Annotated in this window: 21 protein-coding genes and 1 tRNA gene; 9 read left to right on the top strand and 13 right to left on the bottom strand. The window is 38.2% G+C overall.

Annotated elements, in window-relative coordinates; all coding sequences use genetic code 11:
- Positions 1 to 20: 20 nt before the first annotated feature.
- The 4 genes from KIV10_RS02985 to KIV10_RS02970 form a co-directional block, all read right to left on the bottom strand.
- A complete protein-coding gene (locus KIV10_RS02985) occupies positions 21 to 281 on the bottom strand; it encodes a DUF6327 family protein (protein WP_214111995.1) in 261 nt (86 codons plus the stop codon).
- A 6-nt stretch (positions 282 to 287) separates the two neighbouring features.
- On the bottom strand, positions 288 to 746 hold the full coding sequence (locus KIV10_RS02980) for a phage holin family protein (protein WP_214111994.1): 459 nt from the start codon (positions 744 to 746) through the stop codon (positions 288 to 290).
- A 2-nt stretch (positions 747 to 748) separates the two neighbouring features.
- Entirely contained in the window at positions 749 to 1126 is a 378-nt protein-coding gene (locus KIV10_RS02975) for a YtxH domain-containing protein (protein WP_214111993.1), read from the bottom strand.
- A 324-nt stretch (positions 1127 to 1450) separates the two neighbouring features.
- Positions 1451 to 3130: a glutamine--tRNA ligase/YqeY domain fusion protein gene (locus KIV10_RS02970; protein WP_214111992.1), complete on the bottom strand. Its 1680-nt coding sequence runs from the start codon at positions 3128 to 3130 to the stop codon at positions 1451 to 1453.
- Positions 3131 to 3210: 80 nt separating this feature from the next.
- On the opposite strand from KIV10_RS02970, the gene folB reads away from it, so the two are divergent.
- Together folB and KIV10_RS02960 are read left to right on the top strand one after the other, a co-directional pair.
- Positions 3211 to 3567 (top strand): dihydroneopterin aldolase, encoded by a 357-nt coding sequence (folB, locus tag KIV10_RS02965; RefSeq protein WP_214111991.1) that lies wholly within the window; start codon positions 3211 to 3213, stop codon positions 3565 to 3567.
- 57 nt (positions 3568 to 3624) lie between these two features.
- Positions 3625 to 3695 (top strand) — tRNA-Cys (locus tag KIV10_RS02960).
- A gap of 118 nt (positions 3696 to 3813) precedes the next feature.
- On the opposite strand, the gene KIV10_RS02955 is transcribed toward KIV10_RS02960, so the two are convergent.
- Both KIV10_RS02955 and rnr read right to left on the bottom strand, forming a co-directional pair.
- The gene (locus KIV10_RS02955) at positions 3814 to 4527 is read right to left on the bottom strand and encodes a LysE family translocator (RefSeq protein ID WP_214111990.1); all 714 of its coding nucleotides are present in this window, start codon (positions 4525 to 4527) and stop codon (positions 3814 to 3816) included.
- A 79-nt stretch (positions 4528 to 4606) separates the two neighbouring features.
- Positions 4607 to 6820: a ribonuclease R gene (gene rnr / locus KIV10_RS02950; RefSeq protein WP_214111989.1), complete on the bottom strand. Its 2214-nt coding sequence runs from the start codon at positions 6818 to 6820 to the stop codon at positions 4607 to 4609.
- A 100-nt stretch (positions 6821 to 6920) separates the two neighbouring features.
- Here rnr and KIV10_RS02945 point away from each other — a divergent pair, with 100 nt between their 5' ends.
- From KIV10_RS02945 to KIV10_RS02930, 4 genes are all read left to right on the top strand, one after another.
- Positions 6921 to 7160: a putative signal transducing protein gene (locus KIV10_RS02945; protein WP_214111988.1), complete on the top strand. Its 240-nt coding sequence runs from the start codon at positions 6921 to 6923 to the stop codon at positions 7158 to 7160.
- A gap of 588 nt (positions 7161 to 7748) precedes the next feature.
- Positions 7749 to 8180, top strand: coding sequence for a ribose 5-phosphate isomerase B (gene rpiB, locus KIV10_RS02940; protein ID WP_214111987.1), 432 nt, complete (start codon positions 7749 to 7751; stop codon positions 8178 to 8180).
- A gap of 6 nt (positions 8181 to 8186) precedes the next feature.
- The gene (locus tag KIV10_RS02935; RefSeq protein ID WP_214111986.1) at positions 8187 to 9104 is read left to right on the top strand and encodes a cation diffusion facilitator family transporter; all 918 of its coding nucleotides are present in this window, start codon (positions 8187 to 8189) and stop codon (positions 9102 to 9104) included.
- Positions 9105 to 9133: 29 nt separating this feature from the next.
- Positions 9134 to 9574: a GNAT family N-acetyltransferase gene (locus KIV10_RS02930; protein ID WP_214111985.1), complete on the top strand. Its 441-nt coding sequence runs from the start codon at positions 9134 to 9136 to the stop codon at positions 9572 to 9574.
- Here the strand turns inward: KIV10_RS02930 and KIV10_RS02925 are convergent.
- The 7 genes from KIV10_RS02925 to KIV10_RS02895 all read right to left on the bottom strand — a co-directional run bounded on the left by KIV10_RS02925 (position 9564) and on the right by KIV10_RS02895 (position 17313).
- Positions 9564 to 9935 carry a hypothetical protein gene (locus KIV10_RS02925; RefSeq protein WP_214111984.1) on the bottom strand — a complete coding sequence of 124 codons (372 nt, stop codon included), beginning with the start codon at positions 9933 to 9935 and terminating at the stop codon, positions 9564 to 9566. The genes KIV10_RS02930 and KIV10_RS02925 overlap by 11 nt on opposite strands.
- A gap of 100 nt (positions 9936 to 10035) precedes the next feature.
- Positions 10036 to 11661 carry a S41 family peptidase gene (locus KIV10_RS02920; RefSeq protein WP_214111983.1) on the bottom strand — a complete coding sequence of 542 codons (1626 nt, stop codon included), beginning with the start codon at positions 11659 to 11661 and terminating at the stop codon, positions 10036 to 10038.
- Positions 11662 to 11706: 45 nt separating this feature from the next.
- Positions 11707 to 12513 (bottom strand): DUF4349 domain-containing protein, encoded by an 807-nt coding sequence (locus tag KIV10_RS02915; protein ID WP_214111982.1) that lies wholly within the window; start codon positions 12511 to 12513, stop codon positions 11707 to 11709.
- Positions 12500 to 12802, bottom strand: coding sequence for a ribonuclease P protein component (gene rnpA, locus KIV10_RS02910; protein ID WP_246516162.1), 303 nt, complete (start codon positions 12800 to 12802; stop codon positions 12500 to 12502). The genes KIV10_RS02915 and rnpA overlap by 14 nt, the downstream gene beginning before the upstream one ends.
- 129 nt (positions 12803 to 12931) lie before the next feature.
- Positions 12932 to 14764, bottom strand: a complete 1833-nt coding sequence (locus tag KIV10_RS02905) for a M1 family metallopeptidase (RefSeq protein WP_214111980.1) — start codon at positions 14762 to 14764, stop codon at positions 12932 to 12934.
- The gene (locus KIV10_RS02900; RefSeq protein ID WP_214111979.1) at positions 14764 to 16434 is read right to left on the bottom strand and encodes a S8 family peptidase; all 1671 of its coding nucleotides are present in this window, start codon (positions 16432 to 16434) and stop codon (positions 14764 to 14766) included. Before KIV10_RS02900 ends, KIV10_RS02905 begins: the two co-directional genes overlap by 1 nt.
- A 21-nt stretch (positions 16435 to 16455) precedes the next feature.
- Entirely contained in the window at positions 16456 to 17313 is an 858-nt protein-coding gene (locus tag KIV10_RS02895; protein WP_214111978.1) for an MBL fold metallo-hydrolase, read from the bottom strand.
- A gap of 143 nt (positions 17314 to 17456) precedes the next feature.
- On the opposite strand from KIV10_RS02895, the gene KIV10_RS02890 reads away from it, so the two are divergent.
- From KIV10_RS02890 to KIV10_RS02880, 3 genes are all read left to right on the top strand, one after another.
- Positions 17457 to 19340, top strand: a complete 1884-nt coding sequence (locus KIV10_RS02890; protein ID WP_214111977.1) for a cation:proton antiporter — start codon at positions 17457 to 17459, stop codon at positions 19338 to 19340.
- 33 nt (positions 19341 to 19373) lie between these two features.
- Positions 19374 to 19592: a hypothetical protein gene (locus KIV10_RS02885; protein ID WP_214111976.1), complete on the top strand. Its 219-nt coding sequence runs from the start codon at positions 19374 to 19376 to the stop codon at positions 19590 to 19592.
- 86 nt (positions 19593 to 19678) lie between these two features.
- Positions 19679 to 19936: a hypothetical protein gene (locus tag KIV10_RS02880; protein WP_214111975.1), complete on the top strand. Its 258-nt coding sequence runs from the start codon at positions 19679 to 19681 to the stop codon at positions 19934 to 19936.
- Positions 19937 to 19946 lie beyond the last annotated feature (10 nt).

Here is a 19946-nt window from a genome sequence, read left to right as displayed (position 1 = left end):
TATTGAATGCTTTTGATTCGCTATAGCGAATCGTTCTCTTCGTAATCTTGTTTTTTAACAGGTTTAATCCCCACAATTTTGTCCACCATTTTTAAAACAAAGGCTTTTTTCAAAATTGCCCCAGCCGTGCTTGCAATCATATTAATAGGATTCAAAGATTCCTTTAAACTTTCCTTTCCGTGGTTGAAGCTGAGCTTTACTTCCTCGAGGTCAATCTGTGCTTTCAACCTCAAATATTTCAAATCCCTGTCTATTTCTTCAAAAGTAGTATATCGCTTCATATGCAACTATTTGTTATCAATTTCAAGTTCAGTGAGTTCTTCGTCCGTGACTTTATTCACCGAATGTTGAAATTCATTTACTTCTTTCTCGGCCATTTTTTTTGGGGAGAGATCATTTTCATCGTACAGAAGACCTGAAAATTTGTGGAGCAGTCTGCGTTCCAGAATTTTTCTTCCGTATACAAACATAAAAATCAAAATAATTCCGTAGAATGCACCAATGAGCAAGAAACCGTAGTAGCTATGTTCAAAAAAAGAACCTAGCCAAAAGGCACCTCCTATCGATAGAAAAAGCAATACAAAGAGAAATATACTACCATAGACCAAAAGGTTTACAAGTGCAATAGAACCTTTCATAGCAGATTTAAAAAGGCGGAGTTTGTAATACTCCGCCATGCTTGCACTGTAATCTTCTAACCTGTCGGCAACTTTATGTAAATTTTCTGTAAGGCCTTTAAATGCCATAATTACGATATTACTTTTTTCGCAGTCGCTTTAGCTTGGTCAACGGTTGAATCAATCTGTAATTTTGCATTCTGCCTACGCAATGCTTCCAACTTATCTTCCATAGCCAAAAGGATTTCATCTGCTTTGTAGCTCGCTGAAGAGAGAGTTTCGTTCAATTTTTGTTCGAAGCTAAATTTTGCGCTTTGCGCTTTTGAACTCAAATTTGAAGTAGTTTCTTGAATTTGTTTGTTCAATTGCTTTTGTGCTTTCTTAGCTTCTTTGCTTAATTTAGTTCTAGTGTTTGAACCTTTATCTGGAGCATAAAGAATCCCTATTCCTGCGCCTATAGCAGCTCCAGTTAATATTGCAAGTAGCGTTTGACCTGTATTTGATGCCATTTTAGTTTGTTGTTTAAAGTTAATAATGACAAAATTAACTAATGGGATATGAGCGTGCTGTTAATAACCGGTTAATAGATGATTTCGATTATATAAATTTGTCATAAAAGAAAAAAATTATTGCCAAATTTTCTTAAAAAAAGTGGTTTTATATTGTGGTAAATGTTAAATCGAGAGGTTTGTTGAAGACCATCGATGCTCATCAATAAATAGAATTTTAATTCAATAACCAAACACGGATTCTCCAAACCTCGAAAAGTTTTTAAAGATTCCACGGTAAAGGCCGTTTTGCAGAGCTATAAATTCATTAACGGAAATATATGACTACTCGGCAATCTTAGCCCAAGAATCGCGCAAGGGAACGGTTCTGTTGAACACAATTCGCTCTGTGGTTGTATCCCTATCCACCACAAAATAGCCCAACCTCTGAAACTGAAAATTATCCTCAGGTTTCGCATTTTTTACACTTGGTTCTGCATAACCGGTTATTACTTTCAAAGAATCCGGATTGATGAATTCCATAAAATCCCTTTCCTTGTTGGTATCTGGAGAGGCTTCAGTAAACAAACGATCGTAAAGTCGAACTTCAACCGGCAGCGCGTGTTCCGCAGAAACCCAATGCAATGTTCCTTTTACCTTTCTTAATGAAGCTTCGCTACCGCTACCACTCCTGCTGTCTGGGTCGTATGTACAATGGATTTCAGTAATGTTTCCATCTGCATCTTTTACTACACTTTCACCTTTTATGATGTATGCGTTTTTTAAACGTACTTCCTTCCCTAAGGTCAATCGGAAAAATTTACTATTGGCAGATTCAAGAAAATCTTCTCTTTCAATAAAAAGTTCCTTCGAAAATGGCACTTCCCTACTTCCTGCACTTTCATCTTCCTGATTATTTTCCGCCTCGAACATTTCGGTTTTTCCCTCGGGATAATTGTCAATTACCAATTTCACGGGATCCAAAACAACCATTATTCTCGGCGCTTTTTTATTGAGATCTTCACGAACATTAAATTCCAAATGAGAGACATCAATTAAGTTTTCGCGCTTGCCAACGCCAATACTATCTGCAAAATTTTTAATGGAATCTGGCGTATATCCTCTTCTACGCAACCCAGAAATAGTGGGCATGCGTGGATCATCCCAACCGGTAACTACACCGTTGCTGACCAATTGTGCTAATTTACGCTTGCTAACAACGGTGTGGCTTAAATTTCTACGGGCGAATTCTCGTTGTTTCGGGCGCAATTTATTGGAATCGTACACTTGGTCCAAGAACCAATCGTAAAGCTCCCTGTGTGGCAGAAATTCAAGTGTGCAGAAGGAATGTGATACTTGCTCGATGTAATCACTCTCGCCGTGCGTCCAATCATACATCGGGAAAATTTTCCAATCGGTTCCCGTTCTGTGGTGATGTTTGTTTATGGTTCGGTACATAACCGGGTCGCGCATCAACATATTTGGTGATTCCATATTTATTTTGGCTCGCAGCACGTGCTCACCTTCCTTGGTTTCACCGTTTTTCATCTTCTCCAACAAATCCAGATTTTCTTCAACAGAACGATTTCTGAAGGGACTGGGTTTACCAGGGGTATTAGGTGTTCCTTTTTGTTCGGCAATGGCCTCAGAAGTCTGAGAATCTACATACGCCTTGCCATCCTTAACCATTTGAACGGCCCAATCATACAACTGTTGAAAATAATCTGATGCATAACATTCCGTAGCCCATTCATAACCCAACCATGAAATATCTTTTTTAATGGCATCCACAAATTCCTGTTCTTCCTTCGCTGGATTTGTATCATCAAAACGCAGGTTTACCGGAGCATTATATCTTTCGCCAAGACCAAAATTAAGGCAAATGGATGAGGCGTGGCCAATGTGGAGATACCCATTAGGCTCCGGTGGAAACCGAAAGCACAATTGCTCTCTTTTATAATCTTTTGAAAGATCTTCTTCAATGATGTGTTCTATGAAATTGAGCGGCGCGGCTTCGTTTGTCATTATAATTTTTTTTGAGAGGTACAAAGGTAACCAATTAACTGAAAAAGAAATTCTCTTCTATCTTTGCAGAAAGAAATTTTATGGGTAGCATTCACTTAAAAAATATTCGTATTTATGCCTATCACGGTTGCTTAACAGAGGAAGGACAAATAGGTTCTGATTACATTGTAAACATTTGGGTAAAAGCAAATTTGAAAGGGGCGGCTGTAAGTGACGAACTTAATGATACCGTGGATTATGTACAACTTCAGCAAATTGTGAAGGATGAAATGGCGGTACGCTCAAAGCTTTTGGAACACGTGGCCAAACGCATTGTGGATTCGGTATTTCAGAAAATTGAATTGGTGGATGAAGTAAAAGTCACCGTGGCAAAACTGAATCCGCCTATTGGTGGCGATGTTGCCGAAGTAAGCGTCACTCTTAAGCAGAAACGGTAATTTGCTAATTAAGTAGGAATTTTACGTTTAATTTTTTTACATTTGCAACCCTAATAGGGTATCGTGGCCGAGTGGCTAGGCTCAGCTCTGCAAAAGCTGCTACAGCGGTTCGAATCCGCTCGATACCTCAAAGACCTTCAACATAGTGTTGGAGGTTTTTTAGTTTACCAGCAACGGCGGTTCCCCCGAAGTGTCGGGGCGCTCAATACCTCAAAAACCTTCAACGTTGTATTGGAGGTTTTTTATTTATAAAGGTTCCTCAACTGGAGGAATAGGTTTTTCCAATGGATGTTGCTGTCCCGGGATTTTTTCCAACCCAGCTTTCACCTCTCCCGGGAAAACACCCTGAAGCAATAAAATTAATCCAAAGCCAGCAATAATAATACTTACCCACATTTTAGTTTTAAAAATAAAACGGGGCGTCATTTTACTTTTCAGTTTTTTTGCAAGTAAGATTTTTAAAATATCTGTTGCGAAGAAAGTTATAAGAACGGTAGCCAGAAATAGTATTACCCCATTATCTGTAGTGGTAAGCGCGTTTGCCATAATTAGTGTACCAATCCATCCCGCGAGTACCCCGAAGTTTACAAAATTCAGAAGAAAACCTTTTAAAAATAGGCCTCCCAGGTTTTTTTTCACTTTTACAGCATAATGTTCTCTCACAATCCTGAAAATAGATTTATTGGTGCGTATGTATGAAATGATGCCATAAGCCATTAAAATTGCACCACCGAAAATAAGCAGACCAGGATCGTGTTTTACTTTCTCAAGAATTTTGCTTGTGCTGAAAAAAGCGATAGTAATAAAAACCACATCTGCAAACAATGCCCCAAAATCGAAAAAAAGAGCCGCCTTGATGCCCTTGGTTATGGCTGTTTCTATTAACGTAAAAAAAACCGGGCCAACGGCAAAGGCCAATAAAAATCCATAAAAAGCTGCATAGGGTAACCCGTCTAACATAGTCTGGTAAAAATACAAGAATTTTAAAGATAAGTTTCCTTAACCTTTTGGCAGAAAAGTTATGCAGATGAAATAAAAGTTATAATTTTTTTGGATTGACTTCACTTCGGTGTCCCAACATATTGAAATCTAAATGTTTTTTTACCAAATCCGCATTTTTCACACTTACATAAACTTCATCCCCAAGCCTATAAACATTTTTGGATTTTTTCCCGATTGCCGCAAACTCATCCCTATCAAACTCGTAATGATCATCCTTTAAATCCTGTAACCGCACCATTCCTTCGCATTTATTTGAAATAATTTCCACATAGATTCCCCAATCCGTAACACCTGAAATAACGCCAAGGAAATTTTTTTCCTCGTGATCCATCATATACTTTATTTGCATATACTTTACACTGTCGCGTTCGGCATTTGCGGCCAGGTTTTCCATATCGCTACTGTGGCTACATTTCTCTTCATATTCCTCCTCCTTTGCAGATTTTCCGTTATCCAAATAATGCTGTAAAAGCCGATGGACCATAACATCTGGATATCTTCTAATGGGCGACGTAAAATGCGTATAATAATCGAATGCCAATCCATAATGGCCAATATTATGCGTGGTATAAACTGCCTTGCTCATACTGCGTATGGCTAGCGTATCAATTAAATTTTGTTCTTTTTTTCCTTGTACGTCCTTCAATAATTTGTTGAGGGAATTGGCTGTGGAATGTTTGTCCTTGGTATTCATTTTATAACCAAAACGCTTGATAATATTTTCCAGCGCCGCAATTTTTTCATCATCTGGCTCATCGTGCACGCGGTATACAAAGGTTTTCTTTGGTTCCTGTTTTCCAATAAATTCCGCAACGCTTCGGTTTGCCAAAAGCATAAATTCCTCAATGAGTTTATTGGCATCCTTGCTTTCCTTAAAATAAACTCCTTCCGGATTGTTTTGTTCGTCCAGGACAAATTTCACCTCTACTTTATCGAAACTTATGGCACCGGCACGCATTCTTTTTTGACGAAGAATTTTTGCCAATCTGTCCATTTCCAAAATTGCATCAGCTATAGAATTATCAACCTCGCGTTTTTTATTTGTAATAGAAGTTTTTGCAGGAATTATGTGGGTTTCCTCTGAAGGATTTTCAATGATATGTTGCGCCTCTTCGTAGGCAAAGCGTGCATCACTGTAAATAACGGTTCTGCCAAACCATTTTTTTAAAACTTCGGCTTTCTTATTAATCTCAAAAACGGCTGAAAAAGTATATTTTTCTTCATTCGGCCGAAGGGAACACGCATTGTTTGAAAGAATTTCTGGAAGCATTGGTACTACCCTATCCACCAAATAGACTGATGTGGCACGCTCGTAAGCTTCATCATCCAGCTCGTTGCCGGGCTTCACATAATGCGAAACGTCTGCAATGTGAATTCCTATTTCGTAGTTTCCATTTTCAAGTTTTTCAAAGGAAAGCGCATCGTCAAAATCTTTTGCATCCCGAGGATCGATAGTGAAGGTCAATACCTCGCGCATATCCCTTCGGTTTTTTATTTCAGAATCTTTAATGGAAGTATCCAGTTTATTTGCAAAATCTTCCACTTCCTTCGGAAAATCATAGGGCAAGCCATATTGCGCCAATATGGAATGAATTTCGGTATTGTGCTCGCCCGGCATCCCAAGCGATTTTAACACATTTCCGTAGGGAGAATCTGCTCTTTCCGGCCAATCTTCCATTGCCACCAAAACCTTTTCGCCATTTTTCGCTCCGTTAATTTTATTCTTCGGAACAAAAATATCCGTATACATTTTATGATCCGAAACCTCCACGAAAGCAAAATTTTCCTGCACTTGAATGGTGCCAACAAACTCTGTTCTCTTTCGTTCCAGTATCTGTGTTACCTCACCTTCACTCTTACCGCCTCTTTTTCGTTTGAAAACGTAAACTTCAACAATATCTCCGTTAAGGGCTTTGTTCAGGTTTTTATTTTTCACATAAATATCATCCTCAAGATCTTCAACTATTATGTAACCTTGACCGCGGCCTGCGATATCCACCTTTCCGGTATAGTAATTTTGGGATGGGGTAATTATATATTTACCGCGCTCTATTTCCTTGATGGTTCCTTTGCCCTGTAAATCCTTCAATTTTTTTATTATATGGTTTCGGCTACTGGGATTGTCAAGATTAAGTTTTGAGGCAATTTGCTTGTAAGTATAGGCTTGTGAATGGTCTTTCCGAAGAATTTCAAGTATGGTTTGGGAAAGATTTTCTATATTTTGTTTTTTCTTCTTTTTACGTCTGGGCATAGTTATTGGCTAATTGTGGTAAATGTACTATTTATCTAGCAATCACTTAGAATGATTTACAAACATTTAGTACCTTGTACAAAGCGCATTTCTTTTTAAAATGGAACATTTCAAGACCATAGCAATTTTCACTTTTCCGGCTGAATATGCCGTGCTTCGCCTTCTTTTTGACCAAGCAGAAATACGTTATGTTTTTTTGAATGAAACTATGGTCAGCGTATTTCCATTCTATTCAAACGCCGTGGGCGGTATTAAACTGCAAGTCCACAAGGATGACTGGGAACAGGCGGAGGAAATTATCAAACAGTTTGGGAACAGTTCCAACCTTAAAATTGTTTAGGACCACAATTCCTTCACATATTCATCCCAAAATTATCGTTATCAACATCTATTATATAAATCATTTCTTTTTTGAAATTTTTAAAAATAAAAATTGTTATGATGATAGCTTGTTAATAGCTGGAATAACTTTTTTAAATTTTGTTTTGATATTAATTTATGGTCTTTTAATAAGAGGTTATTAACACAATTTTAAGATATAATTTTGGTAGAAAACAAGGATTTAGCTTTTGTAATTAACAATGGTGGATAACCTATTTACAAAACCATTTTTGAATAAATAATTTCAAAAAATGTGTTAGCAAACCTAAAAATATTGCTCACAAATCAGCATTAAAAAATGGGTTAAAAATTTTGATGCTGAAAAAATAAATGGCTATTGAAATTTTATTTCAAGTAACCAATTTTATTTTTTGTATTTCAACTTACAAATATCAACAACGTTGTTAACTGAAAAATAAAGTACCCGTTAAGAAAACGTTATCAATTGATTTTCAATTTGAAACACATAAAAACGCTGGCGCGAATTAATGGATAAATTTTAAGGTTATAAAATGGCTTGCTTTATCTTTGTAAAAAATTTATACAGATGAAAATTTCAATTGGAAATGACCACGCCGGAACAGAATATAAAATGGAGATTGTAGCCTATCTTGAAAAGGAAGGGCACGAGGTTGCAAATCATGGAACCAATACCGATGCAAGTGTGGATTACCCAGATTTTGTACATCCTGTCGCCGAAGATGTTGAAAACCAAAAGGCGGATTTGGGAATTATAATCTGCGGAAGCGGGAACGGAGCGAACATGACGGCAAACAAACACCAGAAAGTACGTTCTGCGCTATGCTGGACCAAGGAAATTACCGAACTCGCACGCCAGCATAATGATGCCAATATTTTAAGCATCCCTGCCCGCTACACAAGTAAACAGCAAGCTTTAGAGATGGTGAAAACTTTTTTGAATACCGAATTTGAAGGAGGACGCCACCAAAATAGAGTTGAAAAAATTACCTGTTCATAACACCAAATGGCGCACAACCACGCACATCCCCACGACCATTCACATCCAGATTTAAAAGGAAAAAAATTATTACTTTCCATCCTGTTAAACATTGGTATAACCGTGGGACAGGTAATTGGTGGGTTAATTTCCGGGAGTCTTTCGCTACTTTCCGATGCGCTTCACAACTTCAGCGACGTCCTATCGCTCATCGTAAGTTATATTGCAGATAAATATTCAAAAAAGGACGCTTCGGTAACCAAAACTTTTGGATATAAACGCGCCGAAATAATTGCGGCTTTTGTCAATTCGGCTACGTTGTTAATTGTAGCTGTCTATCTCATTTACGAAGCAATTCTTCGATTTACAAATCCGCAGAAAATTGAAAGTGAATTGGTTATCTGGCTTGCGCTGCTTGGAATATTATTTAACGGCTTCAGTGTTTTGCTTCTTTTTAAGGAATCAAAAACAAATATGAATATGCGCTCCGCATATCTTCACCTATTTACAGATATGGCGGCCTCGGTAGCAGTTTTAATAGGTGGTTTTTTGATGAAATATTTTGAATGGTTTTGGATAGATAGCCTTTTAACTGTTTTAATAGCTTTATATTTATTGGTTGTTGGGTATGATTTGTTGAAAAAATCCTTCAAGGTTTTGATGCTTTTCACGCCAGACGATTTAAGTTTGGAAATAGTAAATGAAGCTATTTGCAAAATTCCGGAAATCAAGAATGTGCACCATATGCATATTTGGCAATTGAATGAAGAGGAAACACATTTAGAAGCGCACATAGATTTTTACAAGGATTTGACTCTTTCAGAATTTGATGCCGTACTCACCCAAGTGGAAGAGATACTTTTTCATGATTTCGGAATAAACCACGTGACCATACAACCCGAACATCAAAAAGACGATCCAAAAGACATCATTGTTCAGGATTAAATTTTTCAAATTGAATATCAAAAAAAAAAATGGAAATCGAAATTAAGACTTTTGAAGAATTAACAAAAAACGATTTATACAAAATGCTACAATTGCGAAGCGAAGTTTTTGTGGTGGAACAAGATTGCGTATATCAGGATGTGGATGGAAAAGATGTAAAAGCCATTCATATTTTGGGATGGGAAGATGATATTTTGGTAGCTTACGCACGCTGTTTTCATCCGGGCGATTATTTTGAGGATGCATCCATCGGCCGCGTTTTGGTTCGTGAAAATTATAGAAAATTAGGTTATGGACACGAAATTACGAAAGCTTCGATTCAGGCAATTAAAACCAAAGTAAAAGCCGATAAAATAAAGATATCGGCTCAAACTTATTTAGTAATTTTTTACGAAAGCCACGGCTTCAAAACCGTAGGGGACCGCTATATGGAGGACGGTATTCCCCACATCGCCATGATTAGAGTTTAATGAGATTTTTCTCTAGATTTAAATCTCTCAACATTTCATCAGTAAATTTGTAATGCCCCCTTCGAGTTATAATTTTAAAACGTTGGTTTCGCATTCGGGTAAGTGTATCTAAAAATTGCCACTTTGATTTCAATAATCTGGGTTTTGAGGATTTTAAACTAATTTCAAAATAGTGCTTAATTCCCGAACGTTCTGCGACAATATCTGGGGTAATTACCACATCGCTATCTTTTTTATGATAGGATTTTGGAGTTTCATAACCTTCCACATCGGCCTGAATGTGTTCAAAACCCCGGCTCTCTAAATAGGCCACAGATTCTTTTAGAATCGTTTCATTTTCTTGTTTATCAACTTGTACCATAATTGCTAATATAGGAAAATATTGATAAACAGGCAGTTAACCTTATGTTAATCCTAGTTTAGAATTTTTGTAACTCACTGATTTATTTTGAAATATAGGATTATCGCTTTAAAATCTTATTATAGCGTCCAACATCATTTAGAACAGCTACAGCTTCCAAAATCTCTGGGTTGTGGGTGATTTGATAATTGTATAATCCCTCTCGGTAGAAATATCTTTTCAGTATTTCATCAGTCAATAACGATTCTATTTCTATCTTTTTTTCCAAAACTGCTTTGTCTTTTGCGGTGTCTATTGCAGCCATAAGTTGGCCATAGCTCGCCGAAATTTCTTTATTTAAATCATCGTCTTCAGAAAGACGTAAACCTTCTGCAAACTTCTTTTCGGTTTCGGTTTCATATTCAAAATTGTTTTCTTTTAAAAACTTCATAAAATCCTTGAAATCGGCATCCGTAAATTTGAAATTATTATAATCGCTCAATTGGTGACTGTAATAATATTTTGTGGCGTAATCAAAAATGGCGTTATCCTTTAAAAGAGCTGTGGTAATTGGGCTATAAACGGCAGATTCCAGTTGTACATCGGGTAAAATTCCGCCGCCGTCATACACGGTTCTTCCGCCTTTTGTTTTGAATTCATTGTATTCTTTTGCATCTTTTCGAACGGGATCACCATTTTCATCCCTGTGCCAGTAATCAAGCGCTTGAATGCAACGCCCGCTAGGCGTGTAATAGCGTGAAATGGTAACCTTGAGCTGTGTTCCATAGGTCAATTTTTTTGGGCGTTGTACCAGCCCTTTTCCAAAACTACGCGCGCCCACAATTACCGCGCGGTCCAGATCCTGCAAGCCTCCGGAAACAATTTCACTAGCCGAGGCACTTCTTCCATTTACAAGTACTACAAGCGGAATTTCAATATCCACGGGCTCACTTTGTGTTTTGTATGTTTGGTTGTACTTTTCAACAACAGATTTTGTAGTTGTAATCACTTCACCCTTCGGAACAAAAAGATTGACCACATTTATCGCTTCATTGAGAAGTCCACCAGGATTTCCTCGCAGATCCAAAATTATTTTAGAAGCACCCTGGTTTTTCAAATCAACCAATGCAGCTTTGGTTTCCTGTGTTGTTTTTCTATTAAACTGGGAAAGTACAATGTACCCCACATTGCCATCCATAAGTTTGTAGTAGGGGACAGCTTTTAGTTCTACGGCATTCCGCGTAATTGTAGTAGTTGCTGTTTTTCCCTGCCTAACGTACGTAACATCTACTGTGGAGCCTGGAGCGCCCTTAAGAAGTTCGCCCGCATCATCATCAAAATCCTTCAGTGAGATTGCTCCAATCTTTATAATTTCATCACCCGCTTTTAGGCCGGCCTTGTCTGCGGGATAATCTTTATACGGTTCTACGATAATGATTTTATCTTTTTTGCTTTGGGCGGTGGCGCCTATTCCCGTGTAAATTCCGCTATTGTTGATTTTGGCATCTTCCACTTCCTGCTCGTTCCAATAAACGGTGTACGGATCCAGATCTTCCAGCATTCCGGTAATAGCCTTGTCCATTAAAGTTGCGGGCGTTACCTCGTCCACGTAATTCATATTCAACTCTTTATAAAGCGTGGTAAATATTTCAATCTGTTTTGCTATTTCAAAAAAATCACTTTTGAAACTTACCGTAGTCAATAAAATACCTACGGCTAAAATGGGAATGAGAATTCTTTTTTTCATTTTTTTGAATTTTTTTCTAACCGAAAAGATCTCAGTTATGATATATTAGTGCTTCTTCTTTCTCTTTTTTAGAAATATACGAAGAAATAAAAAAACAAGTGATGCCAAGAGAAACAATGGCCAAAGGTATAGCATGCCCAAAAAGAAAACGGATATGCCGTTCCAGCCGCCAAAAAAGGCATTTTTCATTTTCTGCCCATACGATTGTGTAACTCCCGTATCTGCTGTGGTTTTATAAAAATGTAGATTAATGGTACTGAGCGAAACCTGATTCTGTAGAAATTGCAGGCGGCCTTGTTTGGCCTCTATTTCTTCCCGGATTATTGAAAGTTCGCGTTCAATCTCCAGCATTTCCTTTACATTTTTAGCTTGCTTCAGCAATTCCAAATAACGCTTTTCAAGTTCCCGCTTGGCGCTCAATCTCGCTTCCAGATCAACAAATTCTTCAGAAACATCCTGTCTTGATATTTCCTTTTGGTCAAAATATTCCACGGCTTTGGAAACATTATCCAAAAATGGCTGAAAATTTTCAGACGGAACACGAATAACCATAGTTTGAAATACGCGGCTGTATTCCTTTCCGGTATTGTCGCTCTGCACAAAGCCTTTGTACTCATTGGCCAGCTGAAGTATTTTTTTTTGGGTAGCACTTACATCTGAAACTTCAAAATTAAGATGGGCGGTTTTTATCACTTTTTGCTCGTTGCGAACCACCGTTTCATCATTAATTGAATTTACTTCGGCAGATGGCGGTGGAGACATTTGCACTTCAGCCAGTTCCTTACTTTTATTAGAATTGCCATTGGAACAGCCCATCAAAAAAACCAGAAACAATACGCTAATTATTTTCATCCCTTAATTTTTTTAGCAGTTTCACCATTGCTTTTTCAAGCTGTGCGTACTGCGGTTTAATTTTTCCTAAAAAAAGAAAGAGCATTACAAATTTCTTGCCGTTAATTTCGACAATTGGTTGCTTGTTATGTCGGTAAGCTTCGCGCAATAGTCTTTTTACGCGATTTCGGTCTACGGCAGATTTAAAATTTCGTTTTGGGACAGCAAATGCTGCTTGGGAAACTTCTTCTTTTTCTTCAACAATGAAAAATACTTTGATGGGAAATTGTGAATGTTGTTTTCCTTGCAAAAACAGTCTTTCAATTGTTTTTGAACTTTTTAGCTTTTCTCTTTTTGGAAAATTTTGGTTCACAAGGTAAATATAAAAAGACCCCGCAGAAATATAGCTGCAGGGTTTCATTTAAAAAAGGAATAGAAATTATTTTTTCTCGTAAATGTTATTTTCTGGATTGATATCTGCCAATCTATTGGTAGCGTCAATCATCATATTTTTTACTTTTTTTCCGTTTGAAATTTCAAATGTATAGGTAGGGTAAGCCCAAGCCCAGTTCTCCAAAACAGTTCGGTTCAATTCTGTAAATGGATTTGGTTTTTCTCCCCACATCATCCGCAACGGGATGTAGAATAATTCTTGGGTACCATCCTCATAACTTACGTAAAGGTCTATTGGCATTGGCATTAGTCCAATTCTTTCCAAAGTTACTTTCGTGTTTTTTCCGTCGTTTTCAACACTTTTTATTCCGTAATCTATAGTATTTGTGGTCTGCGTAAAATCCATTAAATACCAATCCAGCTCGAACCCTGAAATTTTTTCGGCGGTGCGAATAAAATCATTGGGAGTGGGATGCTTGAATTTAAAATCTGAATAATAACGTTTCAGCGTTTTTGAAAGATTTTCGGGGCCAATAACGTAACCCAACTGCGTTAAAAATACCGCACCCTTGCTATAGGCATTGATTCCGTAGCTTCGGTTTGTGGCATATCTATCCGCGTGTGTGGTCAACGGCTGTTCTTGACCGCTTGTGGCCATAAACATATATCCGCGATACGAACCCGAATGTGGGTTTGGATTTGTCTTCTCCATTACGGCATTCATCGCTTCATCTGAAATGAACGAGGTGAATCCTTCATCCATCCATTCGTGCTTGCTTTCATTTGTGGCTAGGACAAACTGAAACCAAGAATGGGCCAACTCGTGAGCCGTTACGCCAACAAGGCTTTCAAATTCACGCTTGCCAGTAATCATGGTGCACATAGCATATTCCATTCCGCCATCGCCGCCTTGAATTACTGAATATTGCTCATACGGATATACACCAACATTTTCATTGAAAAACTGCATTATCTCGGCTGTTTTTGGCTGCAATTTTTTCCAGTTTTCAGCTAGTTCACTGTCATCCTTATAGAAAAAATGGAGCTTTACGCCATTAGGACCATCAAATGTATCGTGTACAAAATCAGGATCTGCAGCCCACGCAAAATCGTGTACATCTGGCGCTAAAAAATGCCAAGTGTACTTTCCTTTCACGGGCTTCATGGTTTTTTGGTTTGACATTTGGTAACCGTGGCCAACTTCCGCAGGATTTTGCAGATAACCAGTTCCTCCAATTGTAAATTTTTCATCAATGGTGATGGTAACATCAAAATCTCCCCAAACGCCATAAAATTCTCTGCCTATGTATGGGTCTGCGTGCCAACCTTCAAAATCATATTCAGCCAATTTTGGGTACCATTGCGTCATGGTCAATGCAACCCCTTCTTCATTATTTCTTCCAGAGCGACGTATTTGCAGAGGAACTTGGGCATCCCAATCCATTTTGAAAACCGTGCTCGTTCCCGGCAAAATAGGTTTATTAAGAATCACCTGCATTACCGTACCAACAATCTCATATTTTGCTGGACTTCCGTCTTGGGTAAATACTGTGGGTTTTATATACCCAATTTCCGAAGGAGTCAATTTTGAAATTCTATCGCCCACACGGCCATCCGGGTCAGCGATGGTTCTTGAGCGCACATCCATTTCGCTATTGGGTTGGAAGGCATTGAAATACAGATGATAGTACACCTTTGTAAGTGTATCGGGCGAATTGTTAGTGTATTTCAATTCCTGTTTCCCTTTATATTGAAATTTTTTAACGTCCATTTCAATATTCATTTTATAATCCACCTCCTGTTGCCAGTAGGCATGATTATTTTGGGCCAGGCCAAGAAACCCAATCGAGAAAAGTAGTGCGCTGAAAATATGTTTCATTATCTAGACATTTTATCAGCCATAATTAAGGCATTGTAAAGATTCGCTATTTTTCCCGAAGCCGAAATCTCACTAAATGATTTGGTATTTGAATCTTCTCCGCCCAGTGCCACTTGTTTGTTTACGGCAATACCGCTATCCATAATAATTTTCTTAACCTGTTTTGCTGAAAGTTTTGGATAATATGAACGAATCATTGCTGCAATTCCAGCTACTTCTGGAGAAGCCATAGAGGTACCCTGTAAATATTCATACGTGCTTAAAGGAGTAGTAGCGTAGATTTTAACACCTGGCGCGAAAACGTCCACATTTATTTTTCCGTAGTTTGAAAAACTTGCAACCAAATCACTTCCATAACTATAGTTTAAAGCTCCTACAGTTAGGAAAGAATCAGCCATCTCTGCTGAATTGTCAATTTGGTCATTTGGATAGATAGCAACCGTGTCCAGATCCAAAGCATCATTTCCAGCTGCATTTACAATCAAAACATCTTTTTTGGCAGCATATTTAATGGCATCATAAACCCAATCTGCGTGGGGTGAATAATATTTTCCGAAACTCGTGTTAAGCACTTTTGCGCCGTTATCTACCGCATAACGTATGGCAAGTGCAATGTCCTTATCGTACTCATCACCATCTGGTACTGCGCGCACGGTCATAATTTGCACATTGTTCGCAACACCGTCCATTCCAATACCATTACTTCGTTGTGCGGCAATGATACCAGCCACGTGGGTTCCGTGTTTTACGTTGTCACGTGTTGGGTCTGGACCATAAACTTCGTTATTGCCATAATATGCATCCTTGATATCATTTGGATCGTCACCCAAAACGCTTCTAAAATCTGTAGTAGTATTAAAGTGGGTATCTAACCTTCCGTTGAAATATTTTACACCACCTTGCAATTGCTTAACCACAGAAGGAACGGTTTTGTCGAAATTCAGCATTTGGCTCAACATTGCAATTTGTTGTTGCTCTTCAGCTGAAGGATTTGAAATATTCTGAAGATCCTCCTGAGTGTAATCCTCTTTCCCTAATTTTTTGGAAATATTCTCATGAGCCGGAACCAATTGTTCTAAAATTTGCTCGTAACGTTGTTTACCTGCATTTGTTTCAGCAAATTCTGTATCGTATTCCGCTTTTGCTTTTTGGAAGATTGCAAATTCCTTTCTATCTGCCGCACTAATGGAAGATTCATCTTTGCCTTCGTACTTAGGCCCCAAAGTTCTAATGTACCGAACAAATTCCATATTTTCACCGGTGATATCGCCTAGGAAATTCCAGCCGTGCACGTCATCTACATATCCATTTTTATCATCATCGATACCATTTCCAGCAATTTCATTCGGATTCGTCCATAATACACTTTTTAAATCCTCATGGTCAATATCCACGCCGCTGTCAATAACCCCCACGATTACGGTTTCGCCCTTTCGGTTTTTGATGATTTCGTTGTAGGCCTTTTCAACACTCATTCCGGGAACGGTATCTGTAACCAGATCCATGGCCGGCCAATTTTTCAATTGGGCCTCAGTCAATTCAGCTTTTTTGCTGGTTACGGAAGCGATATTTTCAATAGGAGTTGCGGTAATTGCCGGTGCGCTACTGCCGCAGCTTGCCAACGCGGCCGCAGCTGCAACCGCAAAAATTGTGTGCTTAATGGTTTTCATTTTTATACAATATGTGTTTAATTAAAAAAATTCAGTAAGTGAAAAAGTTTCGTTTAACCGAACACCTTTCTCAGTATTTTTAACAGTAATTATGGGATTGTGGGCATCGTGTTCCAAAAAGAGGTAATAATTATTTTCTGCTGCTTTGTCCAAAAATTTTTCCTTTTCAGGAAGTGTAAGCAGTGGGCGCGTGTCATAACCCATTACGAAAGGAAGCGGTAAATGGCCTGCTGTCGGCAGCAAATCTGCCATAAAAACCAATGTTTTATCTTTATATTTTATATGCGGAATCATTTGTTTGTCCGTGTGGCCATCTACAAACAGAATTCCAAAATCCATTTGTTCAGCTTCAGAAAAATCTGAGGAAGGTTCGTGGATGAATTTGAGCTGCCCACTTTCCTTCATTGGCAACAAATTTTCTTCGAGAAAGGATGCTTTTTCCCTTCTGTTTGGTTCAGTCGCCCATTTCCAGTGATCTTTGTTTGTCCAGAAATATGCATTTTTAAAGGCTGGCTCGTACCCAGTTCTATCCTTATTCCACTGAACACTCCCGCCACAATGGTCAAAATGGAGGTGCGTCATAAAAACATCGGTAATATCATCCCTGTGAAATCCGTGCTTTTTTAAAGATTCATCGATATTGAAATCGCCCCACTTGTAATAATAGCTGAAAAATTTTTCGCTTTGTTTGTTGCCCATCCCAGTGTCAATCAACGTCAACCGATCTCCATTTTCAATTAAAAGGCATCGTGCGGCAATATCGATCATGTTATTTCCGTCCGCGGGGTTGGTTTTGTTCCACAAGGTTTTTGGCACCACGCCAAACATAGCACCACCATCTAATTTAAAATTACCGGCTTCAATTGGGAATAAATTCATATAAATTTTGAAGAATGAGTCCGCAAAATAACGAAAGCGTTACAGACAACTTCGGGGATAAAACATTTATTATAGTATTTTTAACAAATTCTTAGTAATTTACGGCTATTGAATATGTTTAATTTAGCGGAAAACTTAACCAAATGCTTGAGCTTGCTGGAATTATTATTTTAGGAATATTGGCCCAATGGGTCGCTTGGAAGTTCAAGATTCCCGCAATTTTACCTCTTATTTTAATTGGATTGTTCGTAGGCCCTATCTCCACTCTAATTTCAGAAGATGGAAGCCAATGGATCCAGCCAATCTACACTGATGAAAGAGGCCTATTTCCGGGTGAAAATTTATTTTATTTTGTATCACTTGCCATTGGGATAATTCTTTTTGAAGGAGGCCTCACATTGCGAAGGGGCGAAATAAAAAAAGTAGGTTCCGTAATTGTAAAATTAATAAGTCTGGGCTCGGCCATAACCTTTATAGGCGCTGGAGTTGCAGCCTATTACGTTTTTGGGCTCAGCTGGAAAATATCTTTTTTGTTTGCCGCGCTAATTATAGTAACCGGGCCCACGGTTATCTCACCCATTTTGAGAAACATTCCGCTTAAAAAAGATGTTTCGGCGGTATTGAAATGGGAAGGAATTTTGATTGACCCCATTGGTGCGCTTGTAGCGGTTCTTGTTTTTGAATTTATTAGCGTTGAGGACGACAGCGGTTATACCAAACAAGCACTAATTGAATTCGGAAAAATTGTACTAATAGGTTTTGCTTTTGGTATTTCAGGGGGTTATGCCCTTTATTTTGCCATCAAAAAGAAATTGATTCCCCATTATCTTTTGAACGTAGTTTCACTTTCGGTAGTGCTGCTTATTTTCGTGGAAAGCGACGTATTTGCGCACGAATCTGGTTTATTGTCTGTAGTGGTTATGGGAATGTTTTTGGGAAACAGTGATTTGCCGAGCCTAAAGGAATTGCTCTATTTTAAGGAATCGCTGAGCGTTCTTTTGATTTCAATTTTATTCATTTTACTGGCAGCAAATATTCGCGTTGAAGATTTATTGCTGGTTTACAATTGGAAAACAGCCATACTTATGGCGATAATTATCTTCGTTTTAAGGCCTGTTGGGGTATTTTTAAGCACTTATAAATCTTCGCTGCAAACCAATGAAAAGTTTTTTATAAGCTGGGTGGGCCCACGAGGAATTGTTGCTGCAGGTATAGCTTCGTTATTTGGTACAAAACTAGTGCTAAAAGGCGAGCCAGGAGCTGAATATATTACACCCCTCGTATTTGCCGTTGTATTGGTTACTGTTTTATTGAATGCTACAACCGCACGATATATGGCATCGTTACTAGGCGTATTTCTAAAAAAATCTGAAGGTATACTTATCGTGGGCGCATCAAAAGTTTCACGTATAATTGGAACGTATCTTGAAAAAAATAACAGGCACGTAGTTTTGATAGATTCCAACAGAATGAATGTTGACAGGGCAAAAGAACTGGGCCTTGAAGCTTTCAGTGCAAATATCTATGCGGATGACCTAACGTCAAATATTGAATTGAATGATGTTGGCTATTTGCTCGCCATGACTGGCAATGATGAAATAAACAAACAGGCCATTGAAATGTTTGGCGACATATTCGGGGAAAACGGAACTTTCAGGCTTATGACTTCAGATGAAATAAACGACCGGGAAAATCTTTCTGCAAAGGAACTTTTTTCCAATACGCATGATTTTACAAAATTCACAGAAGTAGCGAAAAAATTTCCGAGCATACAGGAAATTCCCGTGGATACTAAAGGCAAACTCGTAAGTTTATTGCGTGTTATCGGCAAATATGAAGAGGCTATTCCGTTATTTTTAAAGAAAGGAAACGGAGTTTTGGATCTTTTAAATTCACCAACCGAACTCGAAGTAGATAAGGGAAGCGCACTAATTTATTTGGGAAAACCTATGGATTTTGAAGACCTTATTGATGCTACGCGAGTTCAGGAAACTGAAAATCCCCAGACTGGTGATACTAATAGTTAAAGGGAAAACGTTTCTTCTGAAGAAGATTACAATATGAAAAAACTTTTCTTTTTTGCGGTTTTAAGTCTAATTCTATCCTGCAACAATGATGATGGCCGAAGCTGTACCACCTGCTCTTCAGAAGTCACCGCAAATTTCGAACTCTGCGAGGAATCTAATGGAACCGCATCTGTTAATGGTGAAAACACTGGTGTTCAATATGATATATACATTTACAATCTTATTGAAACTGGAGTTTCTTGTGACAACTGAATCTTTTCTTAAATTTTTCTTAAAATAATATTGCCTACATTATAATGTTTTTTCATATTTGCGCCTCAACGTAAAAAAACAACAAAATGAAAAAATTATTTTTTAGCGCCCTAATCCTTGGATTGGCATTTACAACCTCTTGCAGCAGTGATGATGATAGCGGGAGAAGTTGCGAAGATTTATCAAGAGATTATCTTGCAGCTTTTGAAGCATATACCAATGATACTTCTGTTGAAAATTGCAACGCTTTCAGAGCTTCTTTACAAGCATTTATCGATAATGACTGTGCTGGTGGGCAGGAAGCAACATTACAAGCACAGCTTGACGATTTGGATTGCAACTAAGATTTCATAA

The sequence above is a fragment of the Aequorivita echinoideorum genome, from assembly GCF_018476645.1.
In the GTDB taxonomy this organism is placed as follows: Bacteria; Bacteroidota; Bacteroidia; order Flavobacteriales; family Flavobacteriaceae; genus Aequorivita; species Aequorivita echinoideorum.
The sequence above is the reverse complement of the archived record's forward strand: the minus strand, read 5'-3'. Positions and strand labels throughout refer to the sequence as shown.

What these genes read in the sequence shown, in the direction of transcription:
- KIV10_RS02920 (WP_214111983.1), bottom strand. Translation starts at nt 11,661, where the DNA reads ATGAAAAAAAGAATTCTCATTCCCATTTTAGCCGTAGGTATTTTATTG.
- KIV10_RS02935 (WP_214111986.1), top strand. Translation starts at nt 8,187, where the DNA reads ATGGCGCACAACCACGCACATCCCCACGACCATTCACATCCAGATTTA.
- folB (WP_214111991.1), top strand. Translation starts at nt 3,211, where the DNA reads ATGGGTAGCATTCACTTAAAAAATATTCGTATTTATGCCTATCACGGT.
- rnr (WP_214111989.1), bottom strand. Translation starts at nt 6,820, where the DNA reads ATGCCCAGACGTAAAAAGAAGAAAAAACAAAATATAGAAAATCTTTCC.
- KIV10_RS02930 (WP_214111985.1), top strand. Translation starts at nt 9,134, where the DNA reads ATGGAAATCGAAATTAAGACTTTTGAAGAATTAACAAAAAACGATTTA.
- KIV10_RS02900 (WP_214111979.1), bottom strand. Translation starts at nt 16,434, where the DNA reads ATGAAAACCATTAAGCACACAATTTTTGCGGTTGCAGCTGCGGCCGCG.
- KIV10_RS02955 (WP_214111990.1), bottom strand. Translation starts at nt 4,527, where the DNA reads ATGTTAGACGGGTTACCCTATGCAGCTTTTTATGGATTTTTATTGGCC.
- KIV10_RS02975 (WP_214111993.1), bottom strand. Translation starts at nt 1,126, where the DNA reads ATGGCATCAAATACAGGTCAAACGCTACTTGCAATATTAACTGGAGCT.
- KIV10_RS02915 (WP_214111982.1), bottom strand. Translation starts at nt 12,513, where the DNA reads ATGAAAATAATTAGCGTATTGTTTCTGGTTTTTTTGATGGGCTGTTCC.
- KIV10_RS02970 (WP_214111992.1), bottom strand. Translation starts at nt 3,130, where the DNA reads ATGACAAACGAAGCCGCGCCGCTCAATTTCATAGAACACATCATTGAA.
- KIV10_RS02905 (WP_214111980.1), bottom strand. Translation starts at nt 14,764, where the DNA reads ATGAAACATATTTTCAGCGCACTACTTTTCTCGATTGGGTTTCTTGGC.
- KIV10_RS02890 (WP_214111977.1), top strand. Translation starts at nt 17,457, where the DNA reads ATGCTTGAGCTTGCTGGAATTATTATTTTAGGAATATTGGCCCAATGG.
- KIV10_RS02985 (WP_214111995.1), bottom strand. Translation starts at nt 281, where the DNA reads ATGAAGCGATATACTACTTTTGAAGAAATAGACAGGGATTTGAAATAT.
- KIV10_RS02925 (WP_214111984.1), bottom strand. Translation starts at nt 9,935, where the DNA reads ATGGTACAAGTTGATAAACAAGAAAATGAAACGATTCTAAAAGAATCT.
- KIV10_RS02895 (WP_214111978.1), bottom strand. Translation starts at nt 17,313, where the DNA reads ATGAATTTATTCCCAATTGAAGCCGGTAATTTTAAATTAGATGGTGGT.
- rpiB (WP_214111987.1), top strand. Translation starts at nt 7,749, where the DNA reads ATGAAAATTTCAATTGGAAATGACCACGCCGGAACAGAATATAAAATG.
- KIV10_RS02980 (WP_214111994.1), bottom strand. Translation starts at nt 746, where the DNA reads ATGGCATTTAAAGGCCTTACAGAAAATTTACATAAAGTTGCCGACAGG.
- KIV10_RS02885 (WP_214111976.1), top strand. Translation starts at nt 19,374, where the DNA reads ATGAAAAAACTTTTCTTTTTTGCGGTTTTAAGTCTAATTCTATCCTGC.
- KIV10_RS02880 (WP_214111975.1), top strand. Translation starts at nt 19,679, where the DNA reads ATGAAAAAATTATTTTTTAGCGCCCTAATCCTTGGATTGGCATTTACA.
- KIV10_RS02945 (WP_214111988.1), top strand. Translation starts at nt 6,921, where the DNA reads ATGGAACATTTCAAGACCATAGCAATTTTCACTTTTCCGGCTGAATAT.